Annotated in this window: 26 protein-coding genes and 1 tRNA gene; 17 read left to right on the top strand and 10 right to left on the bottom strand. The window is 67.8% G+C overall.

The genetic code is table 11. The features are described from left to right. Positions 1-2 precede the first annotated feature (2 nt). Together KIT25_04595 and KIT25_04590 are read right to left on the bottom strand one after the other, a co-directional pair. Entirely contained in the window at positions 3-1,334 is a 1,332-nt protein-coding gene (locus tag KIT25_04595) for an MFS transporter (protein UYN96231.1), read from the bottom strand. A gap of 85 nt (positions 1,335-1,419) precedes the next feature. Continuing rightward, on the bottom strand, positions 1,420-2,079 hold the full coding sequence (locus KIT25_04590) for a dienelactone hydrolase family protein (protein ID UYN96230.1): 660 nt from the start codon (positions 2,077-2,079) through the stop codon (positions 1,420-1,422). 80 nt (positions 2,080-2,159) lie between these two features. On the opposite strand from KIT25_04590, the gene KIT25_04585 reads away from it, so the two are divergent. Beyond that, the gene (locus KIT25_04585; protein ID UYN96229.1) at positions 2,160-2,825 is read left to right on the top strand and encodes a hypothetical protein; all 666 of its coding nucleotides are present in this window, start codon (positions 2,160-2,162) and stop codon (positions 2,823-2,825) included. Positions 2,826-2,829: 4 nt separating this feature from the next. Here KIT25_04585 and KIT25_04580 read toward each other — a convergent pair whose 3' ends face one another. Further along, entirely contained in the window at positions 2,830-4,350 is a 1,521-nt protein-coding gene (locus tag KIT25_04580) for an AMP-binding protein (protein ID UYN96228.1), read from the bottom strand. A gap of 49 nt (positions 4,351-4,399) precedes the next feature. Here KIT25_04580 and KIT25_04575 point away from each other — a divergent pair, with 49 nt between their 5' ends. From KIT25_04575 to KIT25_04540, 8 genes are all read left to right on the top strand, one after another. Next, positions 4,400-5,530 carry an FAD-binding oxidoreductase gene (locus KIT25_04575; GenBank protein ID UYN97817.1) on the top strand — a complete coding sequence of 377 codons (1,131 nt, stop codon included), beginning with the start codon at positions 4,400-4,402 and terminating at the stop codon, positions 5,528-5,530. Positions 5,531-5,622: 92 nt separating this feature from the next. Then, a complete protein-coding gene (locus KIT25_04570; GenBank protein ID UYN96227.1) occupies positions 5,623-5,859 on the top strand; it encodes a hypothetical protein in 237 nt (78 codons plus the stop codon). A 158-nt stretch (positions 5,860-6,017) separates the two neighbouring features. Continuing rightward, the gene (locus KIT25_04565; protein ID UYN96226.1) at positions 6,018-6,251 is read left to right on the top strand and encodes a hypothetical protein; all 234 of its coding nucleotides are present in this window, start codon (positions 6,018-6,020) and stop codon (positions 6,249-6,251) included. 89 nt (positions 6,252-6,340) lie between these two features. Next, a complete protein-coding gene (locus tag KIT25_04560; protein ID UYN96225.1) occupies positions 6,341-7,174 on the top strand; it encodes a DUF692 domain-containing protein in 834 nt (277 codons plus the stop codon). Continuing rightward, a complete protein-coding gene (locus tag KIT25_04555) occupies positions 7,171-7,935 on the top strand; it encodes a putative DNA-binding domain-containing protein (GenBank protein ID UYN96224.1) in 765 nt (254 codons plus the stop codon). The genes KIT25_04560 and KIT25_04555 overlap by 4 nt, the downstream gene beginning before the upstream one ends. A 7-nt stretch (positions 7,936-7,942) precedes the next feature. Further along, a tRNA-Leu gene (locus KIT25_04550) sits at positions 7,943-8,029 on the top strand. 20 nt (positions 8,030-8,049) lie between these two features. Further along, on the top strand, positions 8,050-9,021 hold the full coding sequence (locus KIT25_04545; protein ID UYN96223.1) for an SDR family NAD(P)-dependent oxidoreductase: 972 nt from the start codon (positions 8,050-8,052) through the stop codon (positions 9,019-9,021). A gap of 37 nt (positions 9,022-9,058) precedes the next feature. Next, a complete protein-coding gene (locus KIT25_04540) occupies positions 9,059-9,760 on the top strand; it encodes a hemerythrin domain-containing protein (GenBank protein ID UYN96222.1) in 702 nt (233 codons plus the stop codon). A gap of 18 nt (positions 9,761-9,778) precedes the next feature. On the opposite strand, the gene KIT25_04535 is transcribed toward KIT25_04540, so the two are convergent. The 5 genes from KIT25_04535 to KIT25_04515 form a co-directional block, all read right to left on the bottom strand. Next, complete coding sequence (locus KIT25_04535) at positions 9,779-10,753, bottom strand: dipeptide ABC transporter ATP-binding protein (protein ID UYN96221.1); 975 nt, start codon at positions 10,751-10,753, stop codon at positions 9,779-9,781. Further along, on the bottom strand, positions 10,750-11,661 hold the full coding sequence (locus tag KIT25_04530) for an ABC transporter ATP-binding protein (GenBank protein UYN97816.1): 912 nt from the start codon (positions 11,659-11,661) through the stop codon (positions 10,750-10,752). Before KIT25_04530 ends, KIT25_04535 begins: the two co-directional genes overlap by 4 nt. A 70-nt stretch (positions 11,662-11,731) precedes the next feature. Continuing rightward, entirely contained in the window at positions 11,732-12,676 is a 945-nt protein-coding gene (locus tag KIT25_04525) for an ABC transporter permease (protein ID UYN96220.1), read from the bottom strand. After that, positions 12,642-13,568 (bottom strand): ABC transporter permease, encoded by a 927-nt coding sequence (locus tag KIT25_04520; protein UYN96219.1) that lies wholly within the window; start codon positions 13,566-13,568, stop codon positions 12,642-12,644. The genes KIT25_04525 and KIT25_04520 overlap by 35 nt, the downstream gene beginning before the upstream one ends. Positions 13,569-13,679: 111 nt before the next feature. Beyond that, positions 13,680-15,467, bottom strand: coding sequence for a peptide ABC transporter substrate-binding protein (locus KIT25_04515; GenBank protein UYN96218.1), 1,788 nt, complete (start codon positions 15,465-15,467; stop codon positions 13,680-13,682). A gap of 133 nt (positions 15,468-15,600) precedes the next feature. On the opposite strand from KIT25_04515, the gene KIT25_04510 reads away from it, so the two are divergent. From KIT25_04510 to KIT25_04490, 5 genes are all read left to right on the top strand, one after another. Further along, entirely contained in the window at positions 15,601-15,918 is a 318-nt protein-coding gene (locus tag KIT25_04510; GenBank protein UYN96217.1) for a multidrug efflux SMR transporter, read from the top strand. 29 nt (positions 15,919-15,947) lie between these two features. Continuing rightward, positions 15,948-16,703, top strand: a complete 756-nt coding sequence (locus KIT25_04505; GenBank protein ID UYN96216.1) for a glucose 1-dehydrogenase — start codon at positions 15,948-15,950, stop codon at positions 16,701-16,703. Continuing rightward, on the top strand, positions 16,703-17,293 hold the full coding sequence (locus KIT25_04500; protein ID UYN96215.1) for an NUDIX hydrolase: 591 nt from the start codon (positions 16,703-16,705) through the stop codon (positions 17,291-17,293). Before KIT25_04505 ends, KIT25_04500 begins: the two co-directional genes overlap by 1 nt. 17 nt (positions 17,294-17,310) lie before the next feature. After that, complete coding sequence (locus KIT25_04495; GenBank protein UYN96214.1) at positions 17,311-17,697, top strand: hypothetical protein; 387 nt, start codon at positions 17,311-17,313, stop codon at positions 17,695-17,697. Positions 17,698-17,760: 63 nt separating this feature from the next. Next, positions 17,761-18,273 carry a copper chaperone PCu(A)C gene (locus KIT25_04490; GenBank protein UYN96213.1) on the top strand — a complete coding sequence of 171 codons (513 nt, stop codon included), beginning with the start codon at positions 17,761-17,763 and terminating at the stop codon, positions 18,271-18,273. Between the two features lie 4 nt (positions 18,274-18,277). Here the strand turns inward: KIT25_04490 and cobF are convergent, their stop codons facing one another. Both cobF and KIT25_04480 read right to left on the bottom strand, forming a co-directional pair. Further along, on the bottom strand, positions 18,278-19,033 hold the full coding sequence (cobF, locus tag KIT25_04485; GenBank protein UYN96212.1) for a precorrin-6A synthase (deacetylating): 756 nt from the start codon (positions 19,031-19,033) through the stop codon (positions 18,278-18,280). Positions 19,034-19,068: 35 nt separating this feature from the next. Further along, positions 19,069-20,328, bottom strand: coding sequence for an amidohydrolase (locus KIT25_04480; GenBank protein UYN96211.1), 1,260 nt, complete (start codon positions 20,326-20,328; stop codon positions 19,069-19,071). 119 nt (positions 20,329-20,447) lie between these two features. On the opposite strand from KIT25_04480, the gene KIT25_04475 reads away from it, so the two are divergent. The 3 genes from KIT25_04475 to KIT25_04465 are packed head-to-tail and all read left to right on the top strand — an operon-like array spanning position 20,448 to position 22,229. After that, positions 20,448-20,657: a hypothetical protein gene (locus KIT25_04475; protein UYN96210.1), complete on the top strand. Its 210-nt coding sequence runs from the start codon at positions 20,448-20,450 to the stop codon at positions 20,655-20,657. Beyond that, positions 20,650-21,612 (top strand): GTP-binding protein, encoded by a 963-nt coding sequence (locus KIT25_04470; protein ID UYN96209.1) that lies wholly within the window; start codon positions 20,650-20,652, stop codon positions 21,610-21,612. Before KIT25_04475 ends, KIT25_04470 begins: the two co-directional genes overlap by 8 nt. Beyond that, entirely contained in the window at positions 21,597-22,229 is a 633-nt protein-coding gene (locus tag KIT25_04465) for a DUF1826 domain-containing protein (protein UYN96208.1), read from the top strand. Before KIT25_04470 ends, KIT25_04465 begins: the two co-directional genes overlap by 16 nt. The last annotated feature ends 52 nt before the right edge of the window (positions 22,230-22,281 follow it).

Genomic DNA, 22,281 nt, shown 5'->3' with positions numbered 1-22,281 from the left:
GCTCAGCGCGTGAACCAGACGCGTGGCCATAGGCAGGACAGCAGCAGCACTGCCAGCAAGCCGCCTCCCGCCACGATGAAGGCGACGCGGTAGCCCGCCATGAATCCGTCGGCGCCACCCATGGCATGCAAAGCCGTCAGGACCGATGCGCCGCTCACGACTCCCAGGGTGCGCGTCAGCAGGGCGAGACTGCCGGCGACGCCACGGTCGCGTTCCGCGAGATTGGCCATCACCAGGTCGGTATAGGCGACGTTGAGCAGGCCTTGGCCCACCCCTTCCAGCGCCAGCAGGACCGCCACCACGACGACCGGCGTGGCGCGGTCGGTGAAGGCGAGCGGCAGCAGCCCGATCCCGACCACGACGACACCGAGGAAGGCGGTGAGAGGACGTCCCAGTCGCGGCACCAGGCGGGCCGACAGCGGCGCTCCCGCCAGGCTGCCGACGAAGGCGAGGGCCAGGACCGAACCCGCGATCGCCGTCGACAGGCCGAGCTCGTTCACGAGGTAGTAGGGCGTGAGCAGCAGGATGGAAAAGCCCGCCAGGTTGGCGAGCACGTTGACGAGGTTGGGAATGGCGAAGCGCGCGTCGGCGAACAGGCCGGGTCGAATAATCGGTTCGGCGACCCGGCCCGCACGCGCGATATAGGCCCACAGCACGGCGAGTGCCGCCGCCAGCAGGGTGAGCGTCCATACGCCGTCGACCTCCTCGCGCTGCGAAAGCACCAGGGACAGCAGCAGCGCGCTCATGCAGCTCGCCAGAAGCACCGCTCCGGTCGCGTCGAAAGGCCGGGCGTCCGGCCGCGGCGAGGCCAGCAATCCCGAGAGCGCGAAAGTGAGGAGCGCGAGCGGCACGCGCACCCAGTAGACGGCCTGCCAGCCCCACAGCTCGACGAGAATGCCGCCGACAACGGGTCCGATGGCGGCGGCGAGCGACATCGCCATCGAGAAGCCGGCCAGAGCGCGCAGCCGTTGGTCGCCTGGATAGCACGAGGTCGCGAGCGCCGGCGCACAGGCCAGCGCCAGCGCCGTGCCGACGCCCTGCAAGGCGCGCGCCCACAGGAACAGCGGCCAGTCCGGCGCGAGCGCGCAGGCGGTGCAGCCCATCGCCGAGACGACGAGACCGATGCGGAAGATCCGGCGATGGCCGAACAGATCACCCAGCTTGCCGCACACCAGCATCAGCGAGCCGTAGACCAGCACGTAACAGATGACGAGCCACTGCACGTCGCCCAGCACCAGCCGGAAATGCGCCGTGATCGCCGGCAGCGCGACGTTGACGGCGATGTCGAGCGGGCCGAGCGAGGCGCCGAGGCCGACGACGGCGAGTCGAAGCACGCTCGGTGTCGTCCCGAGCGCGGCGAGGGACCTTTCCTGTGGCCTCAAAGGTCCCTCGGCATTCTGCCTCGGGATGACACCTCCTTCAGAGGTGCTTGCCGAGGAAGGCGAGCATGCGCTCCCACGCCGCGTTGGCCGACTTCACGTCGTAGGCCTCGCTGCGCTCGTTGGCAAAGGCATGGGCGGCGTCGTAGCGATGGACGTCGGGCTTGTTGCCGGCGGCGGTCATCGCCTTCTGGAGATCGTTGACGGCGGCCGGCGTGCACCAATCGTCCTTGTTGGCGAAATGGCCCTGGATCGGGATCCTGATCTTGGCGGGATCGGCGAGCTGCCCCGGCGGGATGCCGTAGAACGGCACACCGCAGGCGATGCCGGGCACGCGTGCCGCCGCCGCGAGCGTCAGCGCGCCGCCCATGCAGAATCCCATGACGCCGACTTTCGACCCCATTCCGGCCAGGTGCTTGACGGCACCGGCGATGTCCTGGTCCGATGCACCGACGAAATCGAGGCCGCTCATCATGTGGTTGGCCTCGTCCGGCTTCTGGGTGACGCGTCCCTTGTAGAGGTCGGGCGCGAGCGCGTTATAGCCGGCCCGCGCGAATCGGTCGGCAATACCGCAGATCTGGTCGTTGAGGCCCCACCACTCCTGGATGACGACGATGCCGGGCCTGCCCCTGCCGGCCTCGGCCAGATAGCCCTTGCAGCCCGAACCGTCCGGCCGCTTGAACTCCATCATGCTGCCCATTCGTTTCCTCCCAATGTACCTGTCGCGAACGTAGCCGATCCCACATTCCACGCAATCGTGCGATAGTACGCTTCGAAATCATGCCCCATCCATGGATCGCGCTCGCGGTCGCGTTGCTGGTGACCGCCTGCTCCGCGACCGGCCGGAATTTCGAACGTCCCTCCAGCGCGCAACTCGCGCTCGGCAAGACGACGGTCGCCGAGGCGATCTCCGCATTCGGAGAACCCGCCGCGCGACGGGTCGATGCGGGCAACACCGACATCGTCACCTACTTCGACGAGATCAAGCCACGGCCAGCCGCCCTAAGGCGCGCCGTGGTGCGCGGCGACATCGTCCATCTGCGCTACACTCACAGCTACGCCACAATGGCGCCGGCCGGTCGCGCCTCCGCCCGCTTCAGGCTGCTTGAGCTCGCCTTCTGGAACGACCGGCTGATCTACTACCTCTATTCCAGCAGCTTCGCGGAGGACGCGACCGACTTCGACGAGTCGCGAGTCCCGGCGCTGGTGCGCGGGCGCACCACGCGCACCGACGTCCTCAATCAACTCGGGCCGCCGGGCGGACAGGCCGTCTACCCCCACATCGCCCGCCACGGCGGCCGCCTCTACCTCTACCAGTACGCCATTGTCGAGCCGCAGTCCGGGCGGCTTGCCGTAAAGCACCTGCAGCTGCTGTTCAACGCCGCCGACCGCCTGGAAGAGGTTTACCTGGCGACCGAAAGGACGCCGGACGAGCCGAAGCGCTGATCGGTCAGAGTTTGCTGCGCAGTTCGGTCTTGAGGATCTTGCCGTAGTTGTTCTTGGGCAGGGCGTCGATGAATCTGTAGTCCTTGGGCCGCTTGAAGCGGGCGATGTTGTCGAGGCACAAGCGATCGAGCTCGGCCGGCGTGAGCTGCATCCCCGTGCGCGGCACGATGAACGCCACCACTTCCTCGCCCCATTCCGGATGTGGCCGGCCGACCACCGAGCATTCGGCCACGCCGGGATGCAGGTTCAGCACGTCCTCGACCTCGCGCGGGTAGATGTTCGAGCCGCCCGAGATGATCATGTCCTTGGAGCGGTCCTTCAGGGTGAGGAAGCCGTCCTCGTCGAAAGCGCCGACGTCGCCGGTCCACAGCCAGCCCTCGCGCAACGACTTGGCCGTGGCCTCGGGATTGTCCCAGTAGCCCGACATCACCGTGTCGCCCTTGACGATGATCTCGCCGACCTCTCCCGTGGGCACCGACCGGCCGGCCTCGTCGACCACCCGCACTTCGACGCAGGTGTCGGCCACCCCGGCCGAGGCGAGGCGCTGCTCCCAGCGCGGATGGTCGCGCATCGCGTGCATCTCGCGACTGAGATGGGTGATGGTCATGGGACTCTCGCCCTGGCCGTAGAGCTGGCAGAGCACGTTGCCCACCGTGTCGAGCGCGCGCTTGAGGTCACTGACGTACATCGGCGCGCCACCGTAACTGATCAGCCGCAACGCGCCCGGCGCAAGGTTGCCGACGCGCGGATGCTCGATCAACCGCTTCACCATCGTCGGCGCGAGGAAGATGCTGCAGTCGGGCCAGCGATTCATCAGATCGACGGTCTCCGGCACATCGTAGTGCCCGCTCTCGGGGAAGACCTGGACGGCGCCGCGCGCCAGAAGCGGGATGCTCCACAAACCCGAGCCGTGGCTGATCGGCGCGGCGTGCAGGATCGAGCCGCCGGGTTGCGGCCGGTCGACATCGGCATAGTAGTTGAGCGCCATCACCAGCAGGTTGCGATGGGTCAGCGTCGCGCCCTTCGGCTGGCCGGTCGTGCCCGATGTGTAGAACAGCCAGGCCGGATCGGTCGGTTCGGCTTCGGTCATCGGACTCGGGTCGCCCACCTCCATGAAGGTGTAGGGCCGCGTGGTGACGTCGACGATCTCCCTGAGGTTCGGCGCCTCCTTCGCCGCCTCGGCGATGGTGTCGGCGAGGTCGGGCGTGACGAAGCACAGCCGGGCTCCCGAGTTCCGGAGGATGAAGGCGAACTCCCTGGCGTGCAGCTTGGCGTTCATCGGCACGGCGCAAAGGCCGGCATGCCAGATGGCGTACATGACCTCGATCGATTCGACGCAGTTGGTCATGGCGAAGGCGACGCGCTCGCCGCGCGCGAGGCCGAAGCGCACGCGCAGATGCGTGCTCATCACCGACACCTTGCGCCACAGCTCGCGATAGGTGAGGCCAGGCGAGGAGCCGCGCGCCAGGGCAGCAAGGTCGCGGAACTCCTGCGACGATCCGAGCAGCAGATGGGCGATGTTCATGGCGGGGCGACTATTGCAGGCCAGCCGGCGGCCGCGCAATGTGCCGCCCATGCAGGAGTTCGATTTCGCCGTCGTCGGCGCCGGTATCGCCGGTGCTTCCGTCGCCTACCATCTCGCATCCAGGGCCCGGGTGATCATCCTCGAACGCGAGCATGTCGCGGCCTACCACACCACCGGCCGGTCGGCGGCCCTGCATTCGGAGACCTACGGCAGCACCGAGATTCGCGCCATCACCGTCGCCAGCGGCCGCTTCTATCGAGAACCTCCGCACGGTTTCACCGATCATCCGCTTCTGACCGCGCGCGGCGCGCTGATCGCCGGACGCGCCGAACAGGAACAGGCCGTGCGCCGGGCCGCGGCGGAGTACGCAACGCTGGTTCCGTCGGTGCGCTGGGTGGAGCCAGCGGAGGCGCTGCGCCTGCAGCCGCTGCTCCGGCCGGAAGCGGCCGGCGGCGGCGCCGTCCACGAGCTAGCCGAGGACATGGACGTCGCCGCCATCCACGCCGGTTTCCTGCGTGGCGCCCGCGCGGCTGGCGCAATGCTGCGTCTCGATGCCGAGGTCGTGGCGCTGGATCGCAAGGACGGCCGCTGGACGATCCACCTCGGCGACGGCGAGCAGCTCGCCGCGACCGCCGTCGTCAACGCATCGGGTGCCTGGGCCGACATCGTCGCCGAACTGGCCGGCGCGCGGCCGGTCGGGCTGGTACCCAAGCGCCGAACCGCCTTCACTTTCGACGCGCCATCCGGTCTCGACCTCGCCGCCCTGCCGATGGTGATCGACTTCGACGAGAGCTGGTACGTCAAGCCCGAGGTCGGGCAATTCCTCGGCTCGCCGGCGGACGAGACGCCGTCGGCGCCGTGCGACGCCCAGCCCGAGGAAATGGATGTCGCCATCGCGGTCGACCGCATCCAGACCGCGACCCGCCTCGAGATCCGGCGCATCAAGAACAAATGGGCGGGCCTGCGCAGCTTCGTGCCCGACAAGAACCTGGTGGTCGGATATGACACCGTGCCCGGATTCTTCTGGTTGGCGGGCCAGGGCGGCTACGGCATCCAGACCGCCGCGGCGGCGGGCCGGCTGGCCGCCGATCTCGCCCTCGGTGGATGCCTGCCCGCCGACATCGCCGGCCTGGGCGTTTCGGAGGCAACGCTTTCCCCGGCGCGCTTCACGACGCGGTGAACGCCAGGTCACGGGCTGTCGCCAAGCTCTGACTTCCCACCGGCGCCGCGTGGGGGCAGGATTGTCGGTCGGATTTGCGAGAGGAGCGGGAGATGAACAAGCGTACCCTGTTGGCCGCCTCGGCGGCGGCGCTGTTCGCTGTCGGTCAGGCGACCACGGCGGCGGCCGGACAGGGCGTGAAGTGCAACGGGGTCAACTCCTGCAAGGGGACCAGCGCCTGCAAGACCGCGACGTCGTCGTGCAAAGGCAAGAACTCCTGCAAGGGCCAGGGCTGGAGCACAGTCGCCAGCGCCGAGGAATGCACCGCCAAGGGCGGCAAGGTGAAGTGAGACATCCGCGCACCCCGGTTCGCTCGCGTTTCGATCAACTATGTTTGAGTGTGGGCGCTGATCGGTGATTGGCGCGTGAGCGTAGACCAAGGGCAGGGTCGACCTGCCGCAGCGACCGAGGAGCCGCTGCGACGATCGCAAACCAGGGAGCTGAAGCCATGAATAAGCGCACCATCATCGTCACCGCCGCCTCGATCTTCGCCGCCGGCGCCTTCGCCACCTCGGCCAGTGCCGCGGGCGTGAAATGCTCGGGCGTCAATGCCTGCAAGGGCCAGAGCGCCTGCAAGACCGCGTCGTCGGCCTGCAAGGGCCACAACGCCTGCAAGGGCAAGGGCTGGACCGAGGCGAAGGACGCCGGCGAGTGCACGGCCAAGGGCGGCAAGGTCATGTAGGACAAGCCGGCTCCATCCGGGCCGGCAAGCGTGCGGGCGTCGCCAGGGATCGGCGGCGCCCGTCGTCTTTCGGGAGTAGAATGACCGACGTGAGCGCCAACCCTGCCGATTTCGGGCTGGGCCTGAGGCCCGAGCACTACGAGGAGATAGCGGCCAATCCCGGCCGCGTGGGCTGGTTCGAGGCGCTGTCGGAGAACTACATGGTGGCCGGCGGCAGCCCGCTCCACTGGCTCGATCGCATCAGGCGCGACTATCCGATGGCGCTGCACGGTGTGTCGCTCAGCATCGGCTCAATCGATCCGCTCGACGGACGCTACCTCGACGAACTGGAACGGTTGATCGGCCGGGTCGAACCGCTGTGGGTTTCCGACCATCTCTGCTTCACCGGCCTCGGCGGCCTCAACATGCACGACCTGCTGCCGCTGCCCTACACGGAAGAGGCGTTGGCCCATGTCGCCGAGCGGGTGAAACGGGTGCAGGACCGGATCGGACGCCGCCTCGTTCTGGAGAACGTGTCGAGCTACGTCACCTATGCCGTCTCCCAGCTCAGCGAATGGGAGTTCCTGGCCGAACTCGCCCGCCGGGCCGACTGCGAGATACTGCTCGACATCAACAATATCTTCGTCAGCGCCTTCAACCACGGTTTCGACGCGCACGTCTTCCTGCGCGGCATCCCGCGCGAGCGCGTGCGCCAGTTCCACCTCGCCGGCCACACTCACAAGGGCACGCACATCATCGACACCCACGATCATCCGATCGTGGCCGACGTCTGGCAGCTCTACGAGGAGGCGGTGCGGCTGTTCCCCGGCGTACCGACCATGATCGAGCGCGACGCCGACATACCGCCCTATGCCGAGCTGCTCGCCGAACTCGACGTGGCGCGTCGCATCGCGGCCGATGTCGTGCGCGAGGCGGCGGCATGAGCGCGCTGCCCGGCCTGCAGGAAGCCTTCCGCGACTATCTCCTCGCCCGCGGCGAGAGCCTGGCCGCGTTGGCGCGTCCGCAGCATGGCTTGGCGGTCTACCGCGACGGCTATGCGCTCCGGCTGATCGAGGCCCTGACCACCGATTATCCCGGCCTGCTGGCGATGGCGGGGCCGGACGATTTCGACCATATGGCACGCGCCTACATCGCCGCCCGTCCGTCGCGCCATTTCTCGGTCCGCTGGTTCGGGCGCGGTCTCTCCGATTTTCTGGCGGGCACGGAGCCGTACAGCGGCTCGGCCGATGCCGTCGAGATGGCGCGCTTCGAATGGGCGCTGGGCGAGGCCTTCGACGCACCGGATGCGGTGCCTCTGACCGCGGACGAGGTGATGGCGCTGCCGCCGGAGGCCTGGGAGACGCTGTCCTTCACGCCGCTGCCCTCGCTGCGCCTGCTGGCCCTCGACTTCGAGGTGCCGCAGGCCTGGCAGCGCCGCGAGGAGGTCGAGCCGGGCAACCTCGAGGTGGCGGCCGCCGGATCGTCCGTCCGCTGGGCGATCTGGCGCCCCGAGCTGGTCTCCAATTTCCGCTCGCTCGAGCCGGACGAAGCGGCGATGCTCGACGCCATGATCGAGAACCGCCCCTTTCCCGACCTCTGCGAAGCCATCGTGCCGCTGGTCGGCGGGGCCGCCGCCCCCGCGCGGGCCGCGCGACTCTTACGAAGCTGGGTCGAAGGCGGCATGATCGCCGGCGTCAATCGCTAGTCGCTTCGCCCGCTTGATGGAATTGGTAGACATATCGGACTTAAAATCCGAAGGCCGCGAGGCCGTGCCGGTTCGAGTCCGGCAGCGGGCACCATTCTCCGGGAGGAAACAGGCATGAAGGATCTCGCCGGCCGCATCGCGGTCATCACCGGCGGCGGCACGGGCATGGGGCGCGAACTCGCCCGCCAGCTCGTGGCGGAGGGCTGCAGCATCGCGATTTGCGACGTTTCGGCGGCCAACATGGCCGAAACGAAGCGGCTCTGCGAAGTCGAAAAGCTGCCGCAGGGCCTGCGCATCACGACGCACGTCGCCGACGTCGCCGACGAGGCCGCGGTCGGGCGCTTCGCCGACGAGGTGGCGCGCCAGCACGAAACCGACAGGATCCATCTCCTGTTCAACAACGCCGGCATCGGTGGCGGCGGCAGCATGATCGTGCACAGCCGTGAGGAGTGGGAGCGTACCTTCAACGTCTGCTGGTTTGGCGTCTACCACTGCACGCGTGCCTTCCTGCCGATGCTGCTGAAGGCCGACCGCGGCCACATCGTCAACACCTCGAGTGTCAACGGCTTCTGGGCCTCGGTCGGACCGAGCGTGCCGCACACCGCCTATTCCGCCGCCAAGTTCGCGGTGAAGGGGTTCAGCGAGGCGCTGCAGACCGACCTGCGCATGAACGCGCCGCACGTGAAGTGCTCGGTGGTGATGCCGGGCCACATCGGCACGCACATCGTCTCCAACTCACGCAAGGTGCAGACCGGCAACCAGTCCGACGTGATGAACGCCAAGGAGATCGCCCAAATGCGCGCGCGGCTCGCCTCCATGGGGATCGACGTCGCCACGTTCTCCGACGCCGACGTGGCCAAGGTCGCCGAGGAGCGCGCGCGCAAATTCCTGGCCGAGGCGCCGACCAGCGCCGCCGAGGCGGCCACGATCATCCTCGACGGCGTCAAGGACGAGCGCTGGCGCATCCTGGTCGGCCATGACGCCGAGATCATCGACCGGCGCGTGCGCGAGGCGCCAGAACGGGCCTACGACATCGACTTCTTCCAGGCGTTCGCCAGGGAGGCCGGCTGGAAGGTCGGCAGCTGACGCAACCCGGCCGGGGCGTCCGCCGTTTCAACGGACGATGACCATCCGTCTCGCCTCGCGACGCCGCCTGCTGGCCGGCGCCGCCCTGCTCGCTCCCGCGGCGCCTACGCTCGCGCAGACGCCGCTGCCACCTCCGGCCGCCGAACGCGGTGTCGAGCGACCGCGGTCGCCGCCCGAGGCGCTGTCGCGCGACCATGCCGCGATCGGCCGCGTCCTGCTGATCTACGAGGCGGCGGTCCGTCGGGTCGGCAACGGCGAGGACATCGAGGCCCTGATCTTCACGCAGACCGGCGAGGTCATGCGCGAATTCGCCCACGGTCACGTCGAGGCGATCGAAGAGGAGTTGATCTTCCCCGCCTTCAGGAAGGGCGGACGCATGGTGGCGCTGGTCGAGGAACTGCAGGCCCAACACGGGATCGGTCGGCAGCTCACCGAACGCATCGCCTCGGCCGCCGAGCCGGCGCGCAACAGCGCGGCCGAGCGCACGGCCATGCTCGAGGCCATGAGGGCCTCGGTCACGCTTTATCGCCCGCACCTCGCGCGCAAGGACACCGACATCCTGCCGACCTTGCGCCACCTCGTGACGCCGAAGGAATACGACGAGATCGCCCGCACGATCGAGGCGCGCGAGACCGAGCGCTTCGGCAGCGAAGGCTTCGTCAAGGTCGTCAAGAAGATCGAGGCGATCGAGAAGAAGATCGGCATCCACGACCTCGGCCAGTTCCGGCCGAAGACCTGACGAAGGCCCGCCGAGGGGTCAGCCCCTGTAGTGGCATGCCACCCAGTGGCCGGGGCGCGATTCGCGCAGCTCGGGATCGCGCTTGGAGCAGTCGGGCTTGGCGATCGGGCAACGCGTGTGGAAGTGGCAGCCCGACGGCGGGTTGATCGGGTTGGGCACGTCGCCCTGCAGCATGATGCGCTTGCGCTTGATCGTCGGGTCGGGGATCGGCACGGCCGACAGCAGCGCCTCGGTGTAGGGATGCAGCGGCGTGTCGTAGAGCTCGCGCGACGGCGCGATCTCAACCACCCGGCCGAGATACATCACGGCCACGCGCGTGGAGATGTGCTCGACGACGCTGAGATCGTGGGCAATGAAGAGATAGGTCAGCCCGAACTTCTCCTGCAGATCTTCCAGCAGGTTGATGACCTGCGCCTGGATCGACACGTCGAGCGCCGAGACGGGCTCATCACACACCACCAGCTTGGGCTCGACGGCGAGTGCGCGGGCGATGCCGATGCGCTGGCGCTGGCCGCCGGAGAACTCGTGCGGAAAGCGCCGCATGTGGTCGGGCTGCAGGCCGACCGTCTCGAGGAGCTGGACGACGCGGTCCTCCATCGCCTGCCGCGACTTGGCGAGATTGTGGATCTGCAGCGCCTCGCCGATGATCGCGCCCACCGTCAGGCGCGGATTGAGCGAGGCGTAGGGGTCCTGGAAGATGATCTGCATGTCGCGCCGCAGGGCGCGCAGCGAATCACCGCTCATGCGCGTGACGTCGGCGCCCTGGAACCAGACCCCGCCCGAGGTCGGTTCGATCAGCCGCAGGATGCAGCGGCCCGTCGTCGACTTGCCGCAGCCCGATTCACCCACCAGGCCGAGCGTCTCGCCCTTGTCGATGTCGAAGCTCACGCCGTCGACGGCATGCACGCGGTCGACGACGCGCGAGAACACGCCGCCCTTCACCGCGAAATGCTTGCGCAGGTCCTTGACGGATAGCAGCGGTTGAGCGGTCACAGCACGCACCTCACGCGATGGCCGGGCGCGACCTCCTTGAGGGGCGGCATGGCCGTGACGCACTTATCCATGGCGAACTTGCAGCGGGCGGCGAAGCGGCAGCCCGTCGGCGGATTGAGCAGGCTGGGCACCGTGCCGGGGATCGCCTCGAGGCGCTGCTTCTGCTCGGCGGCGCGGTCGACGCGCGGAATCGAGCGGATCAGCCCCTGCGTGTAGGGATGGCGAGGATCGCCGAACAGCGCCTCGACCGGCGCCTCCTCGACGACGTTGCCGGCATACATGACGACGACGCGCTGGCAGGTCTCGGCGACTACGCCCATGGCGTGGGTGATCAGCATGATCGACATGCCGAGCCGCTGCTTCATCTCCTGCATCAGTTCCAGGATCTGCGCCTGGATGGTGACGTCGAGCGCCGTGGTCGGCTCGTCGGCGATCAGCAGCTTCGGTCGGCAGCTCAGCGCCATGGCGATCATGACGCGCTGGCGCATGCCGCCGGAGAACTGATGCGGGTAGTCGTGCACACGCTTCTGCGGGTTCGGGATGTGCACCAGCTTCAGCATGTCGACCGCGCCCTCGACCGCCTCGTTCTTGGTCATGTCCTGGTGCTGGCGCAGAACCTCGGCGATCTGGTAGCCGACCGTGTAGACCGGATTGAGCGAGGTCATCGGCTCCTGGAAGACGATGGCGATCTCGCTCGCCCGGATCTTGTCCATCTCGTCGGCGTCGAGTGGAATCAGGTCGCGGCCCTGCCACAGGATCTGGCCCGCCTCGAAGCGGCCAGGCGGCATGTCGATCAGCTTCAGCACCGAACGCGCCGTCACTGTCTTGCCGCAGCCCGATTCGCCCACCACGCCGACGGTCTCGCCGCGGTCGATGCGCAGGTCGACGCCATCGACGGCGCGGACCATGCCGTCGTCGGTCTTGAACCAGGTCTTCAGTCCGCGGATATCGAGAAGGGTCTCGGCCACTACGCTTTCCCTAAAGGACGCGGCGCGGATCGAGCGCGTCGCGCAGGCCGTCGCCGATGAAGTTGATGGTCAGCACGGCGAGGAAGATGGCGGCGCCGGGAAACAGCGCCCAGTGCGGGGCGATGTCCATGTAGTCCTTGGCGTCGCGCAGCACGCTGCCCCAAGTCGGGACGTCCGACGGGAAGCCGAGGCCGAGGAACGACAGCGTCGATTCGGCGATGATGGCCGCGGCGACGTCGATCGTGCCGGCCACGATCACCGGACCCATGGCGTTGGGCAGGATGTGGCGCACCACCTGGCGGGGTGTCGAGGCGCCGAGCGCGCGCGCCGCCTCAACGAACTCCTTCTCGCGCAGCGACAGGATCTGGGCGCGCACCAGGCGCGCCACCGGCATCCAGCGCAGGCCGCCGATCACCGCCACGATCAATATGAAGGCGCCCCCCTCGATGCCGAACATGCCTTTCACGGTGTCGCGGAACAGGTAGATGATGAGCAGCAGCAGCGGCAGGGTCGGCAGCGACAGGAAGAGGTCGGTGAGCCACATTAGGGCGGCATCGACGCTGCCCCGCGACATGCCGGCGATGGCGCCGACCAGCACGCCGACGATCACCGCCACCAGCATCGCGGCGATGCCGACGGCGAGCGAGATGCGGCCGCCGTAGATCAGGCGCGCCAGCAGGTCCTGGCCGAGATCGTCGGTGCCGAGCGGATGCTTCCAGGACGGTCCCTGGAGCTTGGCGGTGAAGTCGATCTCGTTGATCGGCACCGGCCACAGGACCGGGCCCAGAACGATCGCCAGCACCATGATGAGCAGGATGAAGGCGCTCGCCACCGCGAGCTTGTGGCGCCGGAAGCGCCGCCACGCCTCGAGGCCGGGCGAGAAGCGCGGCGCGGGACGCGCGCCGGCACCGGCACCGACGTCAGCGGTAAGAGATGCGGGGGTCGAGCCAGCCATAGAGGATATCGGCGATGAGGTTGAAGATGACGACGAGGCACGAAAGCACGAAGGTCACGCCCATCACGACGGGCGTGTCGTTGGCCAGCATGGCGGAGATCAGCAGGGAGCCGATGCCGGGAACGCGGAAAATCTGCTCTGTGACGATGGCGCCGCCGAACACCGCCGGCAGCTGCAGGGCCACCAGCGTCACCACCGGGATCAGGGCGGTGCGCACGACGTGCCGGGTGATGACGCGGCGCTCGCCGATGCCCTTGGAACGCGCTGTAGTGACGTAGTCGAGGCGCACCACGTCGAGCACGGCGGAGCGCACGAACCGCACCAGGGTCGCGCCCTGGAACAGGCCGAGCACCGTGACCGGCATGATCGACTGCTTGATGTGTTCCCAAATGAACTGCCAGCCCGTCGCCTCGATGTCGGCGCGATAGACGAAGGGCAGCCAGTCGAGCTCGATCGAGAACACGAGGATCAGCAGCAGGCCGGTGAAGAAGGTCGGGAGCGAGAAGCCGATGAAGGCGAAGGTGTTGGCGACCTGGTCGAAGATCGAATAGGGCCGGATCGCCGCCAGCACGCCGACCGGCAGGGCGATGGCGATGGCGAGGACCTGCGAGGAGCCGATGACGATCAGGGTCACCGGCAGGCGCTGCAGGATCAGCGTATCGACATCCATGCGGCTAACGAAGGAAAAGCCCCAGTCGCCCTGCATCATGGCCGACACCCAGTGCAGGTAGCGGGTCCATACCGGATCGTCGAGGCCGAACTTGGCGCGCAGCGCCGCCCTCACTTCGGGCGGAATGGCCGGGTTGGTCGCCAGCTCCTCGAACGGATCGCCGGGCGCGAGCGCGAGCACCGTGAACAGGACAACGCTGATCCCGAACAGGCTCGGGATCATGATCAGAAGACGACGGATTACATACTGGCGGGACAAGGGATGCCTATGAGAACCGGACGTCGCCCCGGGGCCGCGAAGGACCCCGGGGCGCGCCGAGCGTTTACCCTGACGCTATGCCTTGTACCAGTCCGACAGATCCCAGGTATTGTTGTCCCAGCCGCTGATGGTGGCCTGCAGCTTGCCGCCGACGGCCGCCACGCCCGGCCGCATGACGACGGGGACGACGACCTGGTTGTTCACCACCAGCTCGTTCATCTTGATGTACATCGCGGCCCGCTTCACCGGATCGACTTCCGATTCGGAGGCCTTGTAGAGCTTGTCGTACTCGTCGTTCTTCCAGCGCGTGATGTTGCGGCCCTGCCACTTGTTGTCCTTGGTCGCGACTTCCCATGACGTGAACTGGTTCATGAAGAGCTGCGGGTCCGGCTGCGACATCGTCGTCGTGTACATCTGGATGTCACAGTAGAACTTCGTGTAGGTGTCCGGATTGGCGACATCGGACGAGAAGAACACCGACGCCGTCACCGACTTCAGCTCGATGTCGATGCCGGCCTTCTGCGCCGCCTGCTTGACAATCGCCTGCGTCTTCTGGCGCGGCTGGTTGATCGAGGTCTGGTAGACCAGCTTGAGCTTCTTGCCGCCCTTCTCGCGGATGCCGTCGCCGCCCTTCTTCCAGCCTGCCTTCTCCAGCAGGTCCGCCGCCTTGTCGACGTTGAACTCGTACTTGGTGGCCTTGGATCGGAAGCGCTCCGGATTGTTGAGGAAGTTGGCGGTTGCCGGGCCGGTGCGGCCATAGATGTGCTTCTCGACCGAATCCTTGTCGACCAGCAGCGACAGCGCCTGACGCACCGCAGGGTCGCTGAGGATCGGGTGCTTGGTCTTGACGCTCGAGCGCTCACCGTCGACTTCGGTCCACGGGTCGGTGTTGTTGAGCTGAATGTGCTCGATGTTGCCGCCCGGCGTGACGACGACGCGACCCTTGCCGCCCTTCTCGAGGCGGGAAAGGATCTCGTCCTCGACCTGCATGTTCCAGGCGAAGTCGAACTCGCCAGTCTGCAGCACGGCGCGAGCCGCGGAGACGGCGTCGCCGCCGCCCTTCATCTCGATGGCGTCGAAGTAGGGCTTGTTGTCCTGGTGGTAGTTCGGGTTGATGACACCCGACACTAGGTCGCCCGGCTTGAAGTCCTTGAACAGGTACGGGCCGCTGCCGACCGGCTTGAGGTTGGTCGGCGCCTCGCGCGACTTGGCGCCTTTGAACTCCTCGAACAGGTGCTTGGGAATCATCATGCCGCGCGTGCCGACGAAGGCGTCGGCCCAGAACGGCGTCGGCTTCTGGAAGGTCACCTTGATGGTGAACTGGTCCACCTTCTCGACCATGATGTCCTTGTAAGACGCGACAGTCACGGCGGCCGTCGCCGGATCCTTGGCGTACTCCCAGTTGAAGATGAGGTCGTCGGCCGTCACGGGCTTGCCGTCGTGCCACTTGGCGTTCTGCTTGAGCTTCCAGATCACCGACTTGCCGTCGGCCGCCAGGGTGCCGTCCTCGCGGCTCGGGATCGAAGCGGCGAGTTTCGGCTTGAGGTTGCCGTCGGGATCCCACGCCGCCAGCGGCTCGTAGAACAGGCGCGAGCCGTCCTGGTCCTTGGTGCCGACCGCGAAATGCGGATTGAGCAGGGTCGGACCCTGCCACCACAGCACCTTGAGGATGCCGCCGCCGCCGCGCTTGGTCGGCTTGTAGGTCGAGGCACTCTGCGCCATCGCCACGCCCGAGAAGGCGAGCAGCTGGGTCGCCATCGGCGCCGTCAGGCCGACCGCCATCATCCTGTTCACGAAGCCGCGTCGGGACAGTCGCCCGACCTTGACCTTGCCGATCAGGCCCCGAAGTTCGCGTTCATCCATGGCTAACGTCTCCCTCTAATCCGGAATTTCCCCTCACGTTCTCGCTATCGTGCAAGATGCGTGCAATCCTCAATCAGAACAGGACGCGCGCTCGCAGTCAACGACAGTGGGACTGAATTAAGGAGGGGGATCGATGGCCTGGATAAGTCTTTTCGTGGCCGGATTGTTCGAGATCGGCTGGCCGCTCGGGCTCAAGCTGGGCTGGACCGAGGACGGGGCCAGGCCGTGGTGGATCGTCTTCGCCATCGTCTGCATGGCCATCAGCGGCGCGCTGCTTTTATACGCACAACGCTTCATTCCCATGGGCACCGCCTATGCCATCTGGACCGGCGTCGGCGCGGTCGGCACGTTCGTGGTCGGCATCTTCATGTTCGGTGACCAGGCGACGGCGATGCGCATGGTCTCGATCGGCCTGGTCATCGCCGGCATCGCCGGCCTGAAGCTCGCCTGACCGCCCCAGGGAGGACAAGGGAAGCCCCAATGCGCATGCAAGATAAAATCGCCGTGATCAGCGGTGCCGCCAGCGGCATGGGTGCCGCCACCGCGCGGCTTTTCGCCCGCGAGGGCGCCAAGGCGGTGATCGTCGCCGACGTCCTGGAGAAGGAGGGCCGGGACGTCGTCGCCGAGATAACCAAGGCCGGCGGCCGGGCGGAGTTCGCCCCGCTCGACGTCACCCGCGAGGAGCAATGGAAGGCCGTCGTGGACGGCGCCGTCGCCCGCCATGGCGGCCTCCACGTGCTGGTGAACAACGCCGGCATCTCGGGCTCGGCCTTCGAGGATCTCTACGATACCGACGCCTGGAACAAGCTCATGGACATCAACGCCACCGGTGTTTTTCTGGGCATGAAGCATGCCGTGCCGGCCCTGAAGAAGTCGGGCGGCGGCTCGATCGTCAACCTGTCCTCGATCTCGGGCATCGTCGGCCAAGGCTACATCCATGTCGGCTACAATGCCTCGAAGGGCGCGGTCCGGCTGATCACCAAGGCGGGCGCCGCGCAGCACGGCAAGGACGGCATCCGGGTCAACTCGGTGCATCCCGGCCTGATGCCGCCGATGCGCACCTCCGGCCGCACGGCCGATCCCGCCATGCGCGCCAAGACCCTGAAGGGCGTCCCGATGGGCCGTGCCGGCGAGGTCGACGAGGTGGCCTACGCCATTCTCTTCCTGGCCTCCGACGAATCGTCCTACGTCACTGGCGCGGAACTGGTCGTCGACGGCGGTTGGACTGCCGTCTGATGGCGAACTACGACCCGGCGCCGTGGGAAGTGCTCGATTCGAAGGACTCCTTTCGCGATCGCTGGCTCGCGGTCAGGAGCGACACGGTGCGGCTCGCCAACGGCACCGTGCTCGCTCCCTATCACACGCTGGAATTTCCCGAGTGGATCTGCGCCGTCACGCTGACGGCGGCGCAGGAAATCGTGCTGATCGAGGAATATCGCCACGGCGTGCGGCGAAACTCCGTCGAGCTGCCGTGCGGCGTGCCGGAGCCCGGCGAGGACGTGATGGCGGCGATGAAGCGCGAACTGCGGGAGGAGACGGGCTACGCGGCCGACGAATGGATCGCGCTGGGCAGCGCCACGGCCAACACGGCGCGTCAGAACAATTCCGTCCACGCCTTCCTCGCCCTCGGCGCGCGGCGCGTCGCCGAGCCAACTCCGGATCCGGGCGAGATCATCCACACCCATGTGATGCCGTGGCGGGACTTCCTCGACCGGTTGGCGAACGGAACGATCGAGTTGCCCGGCCTTCACCTCGGCGCCTTGTGGCAACTGCGCACGCATGCGCGCAAGAGCCGCGACCGAAGGTTGCTGGCGCTCGGCCTGTAGAATTGTAGAGTATGCTTATGGATCGCAAGCCAGCCGTATCGGCCGGGAAGCAGGCGGCGCTCGCCGTCGCCCTGTTCGCGATCACGCTCAATTTCCTGCAGCCGCTGGTTCATGCCGCGTTGCTGCACGACGGTGCGACGGGCGCGCTGTGGTCGATGTTCTGCCGCGCCGCCGTCGCCGATCCCGACAACAAGGCGGGGCAGTCGCCCGTCGTCGCCGAAAAGCACGAGTGCTGCCTCGGGCTCGCCCATGCGCAAGTCGGCGGCGAACCTTCCACCGCCTTCATCGCCATCGAACCGCCGGCCGTCGTGGTCGCGCGGCTTCAGTCGACCGATCGGCCTCTGTCCGGCAAGATCCGAGACGGGCCGAACCAGCCGCGCGGGCCCCCCTCCCCGGTCGTCTGACCACTTCCGTGCGCGCGCGACGACTGTCGCGCGCGTGTCGTTGCGTCATTCGAAGGATATTCCATGTCTCCAGTTCCAATTCGCGCGGCCACCGCGGTCGCGAGGTTCTCACGTCGTCTCTTCGCCGCCGCCGCCCTGATCGCGATGGCATTCCCCGCCGTCGCCCAAACCTACAAGCTGGGCGATCTCGAGATCGCCCAGCCCTGGACGCGCGCCACCCCATCCACCGCCCGCACCGCGGGCGGCTTCCTCGCCATCACCAACAAGGGCGCGTCGGCCGACCGGTTGATGTCGGCCGCCAGTCCCGTGTCGCTGAAGGTCGAGGTGCACGAGATGAAGATGGAAGGCTCGGTCATGCGCATGCGCGAAATCGACAAGGGGCTCGAGATTCCGCCGGGTGCCACCGTCGTCCTCAAGCCCGGCGGCTATCACCTGATGTTCATGGAGCTCAAGGCGCCGATCGCCCAGGGCGCCAGGGTGCCGGTGGCGCTGGTCTTTGAAAAGGCGGGCCGGATCGACGTCGAGCTCGCAGCCGAGGCGATGGGGGCGGCCCAGCCCGGCCATCAACGGCACTGAGGGACTAACGCCGGCGCAGCAGGTAGACGTCCATGATCCAGCCCTTGCGGTGGCGGACCTGCTCGCGCGCTGCTTCGATACGCTGGCGCACGTCAACCAGCCGGCCGGCGATCAGAATCTCGTCCGGCGAGCCGAGGCAGGCGCCCCAGTAGATGTCGAAGGCCTCGCCGTCGAAGCGCCTGAACGTCAACTCGCCGTCCAGCACCACGACGACGTCGTCGACGCCCACCGGCAGGATGCCGTCGGCCAGCTTGCGCGCCGGCGCCAGCAGCACCGGCCCGCCGATGCGGTTGAGCGCGATGCCGTGACGTGCCGCCAGCAGCTGCACGCTGCTGAGACCCGGGATCACCTCGACCTCGAGCGCCGTGCCGCGCGCGGCGATCCGCTCGAGCAGGCGTAGCGTGCTGTCGTAGAGCGAGGGGTCGCCCCACACCAGCAGCGAGCCGCGTTCGCCCTCGCCGAGCTCGGCGAGGAACGCCCGCTCGTAGCGGCTCGCGATCTCGGCGTGCCAGTCGTCGACGGCGGCGAGATAGTCGGCGGGCTGGCGGCGCCGTTGCGGGATCTCGACGTCGACGATGCGATGGCCGCCCGGGATCGCGAACTGGCGGCAGATGTCGAGGCGCATCTCGCGCAGCTCGGCCTTCTCCTCGCCCTTGCCCGGCACGAAGAAGACGTCGGTGCGCCGCAGCGCCTCGACGGCCTGCAGGGTCAGGTGATCCGGATCGCCGACGCCGATGCCGATGACGGAGAGCTTGCGCATGGGAGGCGCGGCGGCCGATGCAATCCCGCCCGACGTCAGCTGCGCCGCAGGTAGTCGATGGCGAGGTAGGCGAGCGCACGCACGCCGTACTTCAGCGCGTCCTCGTCGACATGGAATAGCGGCGAGTGGTTGGCCGGCGCGTGATGCGGGTCCTCGCCGGGCGGCGTGATGCCGAGGAAGAAGAACATGCCCGGCACCTGCTGGGCGAGGATGGAGAAGTCCTCCGCACCCATCACCGGCGGGCATTCCCGGATGCGCGCCGCGCCGACGCCGTCGCCCAGGCTGCGAGTGCCCCACTGCGTCAGCGCCGGATCGTTGTAGGTCACCGGCACGCCCTCGCCGATGTCGAGCGCCGCCGTGCCGCCGCCCGCCTCGGCGATGGTCGCGGCGGTGCGGGCGATGCGCTGCTTGATCTCGGCGCGCACCCCCTCGTCGTGCACGCGCAGGGTGCCCTCCATCACCACGTCGTCGGGCAGGATGTTGCTGCGCACGCCGCCATGGATGGTCGAGATGGAGAGCACGGCGGGCGACGCCGTCGTGTCGATCTGCCGCGTCACCACCGTCTGCAGCGCGAGGATGATCTGCGCCGAGATGACCACCGGATCGACGCCACGCCACGGCATCGAGGCATGGGTCTGGCGGCCGTCGACGTTGATGCGCAGGCGGTCGGCGCTCGCCATCAACCCACCCGGCCGTAGCGCGATCTGGCCCGAGGCCTGGTGTGAGGTGACGTGCAGGCCGAACACCGCCGACGGGGCGGGATCAGCGAGCGCGCCGTCGTCGATCATCGCCTGAGCGCCGCTCGGCCGGCCCTCGTAGCCTTCCTCGTTGGGCTGGAACAGCAGCACCACGGTGCCGGTCAGCTCGGCGCGGTACTTGGCCAGGATCTCGGCCACGCCCATCAGGATGGCAACGTGGCAATCGTGGCCGCAGGCATGCATGACCGGCGTCATCTTGCCCTGCCACATCGCCTTGGCTTTCGACGCGAAGGGAAGGTCGACGCGCTCCTCCACCGGCAGCGCGTCCATGTCGGCGCGCAGCGCCACGACGCCGCCCGGCTTGCCGCCCTTCAGCACGCCGACCACGCCGGTGTCGCCGACGCCGGTGCGGACCTCGTAGCCGAGCTGGCGCAGGTGCCCGGCGGCAAGCGCCGCCGTGCGCGTCTCGTGATAGCCGAGCTCGGGGTTCTGATGGATGTCGCGGCGCCAGGCGATGACCTTCTGTTCGAGGTGAAGGGCGGCGGTCGAGATCCAGTCGGCGATCTCGCCGCTGGTTTGCGGCATCACGGTGTCCATCGGGTACTCCTGATTTATGCGACCGGCTATAGCGCGGCGTCGAACCAGGAGACAGTCTGGCTTGAATTAAGAAATGTTATATTATAACATTCCCATATATGAAGGAGGAACGCCGAGGCATGCCCCGACTGAGCCGACATGAAGCCACCGTCGTCATCCCGCTGCTGCGTCAGGCCGCCGGTCGAGGCAGCGGCGCAGCGCAGCGCCTGTTGCACCGGCTCGAACATGCGTTGGGCGCGAGCATCGACGCCATCCGCCGGGAGCGACAGGTCCGCCGCGTCGAGCCGGCGGCCGCGAGCGCCGGCGGCGAGGAGGCGAGGCATGTCTGACCCCGTCCCGGTGACCGTCCTGACCGGCTATCTCGGCGCCGGCAAGACCACCCTGCTCAACCGCATCCTGAGCGCGCAGCATGGCAAGAAGTACGCCGTCATCGTCAACGAGTTCGGCGAGCTCGGCGTCGACAACGACCTCGTGGTCAACGCCGACGAGGAAGTCTTCGAGATGAACAACGGCTGCATCTGCTGCACCGTGCGCGGCGACCTGATCCGCATCATCGAAGGGCTGATGAAGCGCAAGCAGAAGTTCGACGGCATCCTGATCGAGACCACGGGGCTGGCCGATCCTGCCCCGGTGGCGCAGACCTTCTTCGTCGACGACGACGTGCGCCGTCGCACCAGGCTCGACGCCATCGTCACCGTCGCCGATGCGCGCCATCTCCTGCTGCGCCTCGACGACAGCCACGAGGCCGCCGAGCAGATCGCCTTCGCCGACATCGTGCTCCTCAACAAGATCGACCTGGTGTCGCCGGAGGAACTGGACCGCGTCGAGGCCCGCATCCGGGCGATGAACCCGATGGCGAGTATCCGCCGCACCCGGCACTGCGGCGTCGAGATCGGGGAGCTGCTCGATCGGGGCAGCTTCGACCTCGATCGCATCCTCGCGATCGAGCCGGACTTCCTCACCGATGCGACCCACGAGCACGACGACGACATCCGCAGCGTGTCGCTGCACACCGACCGCCCGCTCGATGCCGGCAAGTTCATGGACTGGATCTCCGACCTCCTGCGCCGCCGCGGCGCCGACATCCTGCGCTGCAAGGGCATTCTCGATTTCGCCGGCAGCGAGGAGCGCTACGTCTTCCAGGGCGTCCACATGCTGATGGACGCCGGGCGGGGCCGGCCCTGGCGGCTCGACGAGCTGCGCGCCTCGAAGTTCGTGCTGATCGGCCGCGATCTCGACGACATGGAGTTGCGCTGGCGCTTCGCCGCATGCGAGGCGCCCTGACGCCGGCGGGCACCGCGCGAGTGGTCGAGGGATCCGCCGCCGAAATCCTCGCCGAGGTTCGCGATCCCGACGTCGCGCTCGCCATCTGGCGCCGGCGGCGTCCCGCCGGCTTCGCCGACTGGCTCGACGCGGTGCCGGCGGAACGGCTGCCGGAGGGCCGTTTCGTCTGCGCGCCCGACCAGGCCCCGTCCCACCTCGAGACACTCTGCCATCTCGTCGGCCTGCACGATCCGCGCCGACGGCTGCTGATCGACGACGTCGTCGCCCTGGTCGAGCGGTTCGCCGCGATCGCGCGCGCCGCCGCCATCGAGGTCCGGCTCGAGGCCGTCGACCACGATTCCTGCTGGCGCTTCCACCGCGATCACGTCGGACTGAGGCTGAACGCGACCTATCGCGGGCCCGGTACGCAATGGCCTCCGCTCGGCGAAGCACGCCGCGCCAGCCGCGCCCAGCGGCGCTACGCCGGTCCGCTCAACGAGGTCGCGCCTTACTCCGTCGCGCTCTTCAAGGGCGTGCCCCTCGCCGGCGACCGCGCCGTCCTGCATCGGTCGCCGCCGGTCGAAGGCAGCGGCGTGACACGACTCTTTCTCTGCATCGACTGCGAAAGCGCGGATTGACGGGCAGGCCGCAGGATGCGAATCGTTCGCAGTGTGGTAGCCTGTCGACTTG

The organism is Enhydrobacter sp. (assembly GCA_025808875.1).
Classification (GTDB): Bacteria; Pseudomonadota; Alphaproteobacteria; order Reyranellales; family Reyranellaceae; genus Reyranella.
This window is presented reverse-complemented; position numbering and strand designations above follow the sequence as displayed.

Coding starts and splice junctions, on each gene's coding strand:
- KIT25_04580 (UYN96228.1), bottom strand. CDS start 4,350: ATGAACATCGCCCATCTGCTGCTCGGATCGTCGCAGGAGTTCCGCGAC.
- KIT25_04510 (UYN96217.1), top strand. CDS start 15,601: ATGGCCTGGATAAGTCTTTTCGTGGCCGGATTGTTCGAGATCGGCTGG.
- KIT25_04555 (UYN96224.1), top strand. CDS start 7,171: ATGAGCGCGCTGCCCGGCCTGCAGGAAGCCTTCCGCGACTATCTCCTC.
- KIT25_04590 (UYN96230.1), bottom strand. CDS start 2,079: ATGGGCAGCATGATGGAGTTCAAGCGGCCGGACGGTTCGGGCTGCAAG.
- KIT25_04495 (UYN96214.1), top strand. CDS start 17,311: ATGGATCGCAAGCCAGCCGTATCGGCCGGGAAGCAGGCGGCGCTCGCC.
- KIT25_04500 (UYN96215.1), top strand. CDS start 16,703: ATGGCGAACTACGACCCGGCGCCGTGGGAAGTGCTCGATTCGAAGGAC.
- KIT25_04515 (UYN96218.1), bottom strand. CDS start 15,467: ATGGATGAACGCGAACTTCGGGGCCTGATCGGCAAGGTCAAGGTCGGG.
- KIT25_04520 (UYN96219.1), bottom strand. CDS start 13,568: ATGATCCCGAGCCTGTTCGGGATCAGCGTTGTCCTGTTCACGGTGCTC.
- KIT25_04565 (UYN96226.1), top strand. CDS start 6,018: ATGAATAAGCGCACCATCATCGTCACCGCCGCCTCGATCTTCGCCGCC.
- KIT25_04545 (UYN96223.1), top strand. CDS start 8,050: ATGAAGGATCTCGCCGGCCGCATCGCGGTCATCACCGGCGGCGGCACG.
- KIT25_04505 (UYN96216.1), top strand. CDS start 15,948: ATGCGCATGCAAGATAAAATCGCCGTGATCAGCGGTGCCGCCAGCGGC.
- KIT25_04480 (UYN96211.1), bottom strand. CDS start 20,328: ATGGACACCGTGATGCCGCAAACCAGCGGCGAGATCGCCGACTGGATC.
- KIT25_04585 (UYN96229.1), top strand. CDS start 2,160: ATGCCCCATCCATGGATCGCGCTCGCGGTCGCGTTGCTGGTGACCGCC.
- KIT25_04525 (UYN96220.1), bottom strand. CDS start 12,676: ATGGCTGGCTCGACCCCCGCATCTCTTACCGCTGACGTCGGTGCCGGT.
- KIT25_04465 (UYN96208.1), top strand. CDS start 21,597: ATGCGAGGCGCCCTGACGCCGGCGGGCACCGCGCGAGTGGTCGAGGGA.
- cobF (UYN96212.1), bottom strand. CDS start 19,033: ATGCGCAAGCTCTCCGTCATCGGCATCGGCGTCGGCGATCCGGATCAC.
- KIT25_04530 (UYN97816.1), bottom strand. CDS start 11,661: ATGGTCCGCGCCGTCGATGGCGTCGACCTGCGCATCGACCGCGGCGAG.
- KIT25_04490 (UYN96213.1), top strand. CDS start 17,761: ATGTCTCCAGTTCCAATTCGCGCGGCCACCGCGGTCGCGAGGTTCTCA.
- KIT25_04575 (UYN97817.1), top strand. CDS start 4,400: ATGCAGGAGTTCGATTTCGCCGTCGTCGGCGCCGGTATCGCCGGTGCT.
- KIT25_04570 (UYN96227.1), top strand. CDS start 5,623: ATGAACAAGCGTACCCTGTTGGCCGCCTCGGCGGCGGCGCTGTTCGCT.
- KIT25_04470 (UYN96209.1), top strand. CDS start 20,650: ATGTCTGACCCCGTCCCGGTGACCGTCCTGACCGGCTATCTCGGCGCC.
- KIT25_04540 (UYN96222.1), top strand. CDS start 9,059: ATGACCATCCGTCTCGCCTCGCGACGCCGCCTGCTGGCCGGCGCCGCC.
- KIT25_04475 (UYN96210.1), top strand. CDS start 20,448: ATGCCCCGACTGAGCCGACATGAAGCCACCGTCGTCATCCCGCTGCTG.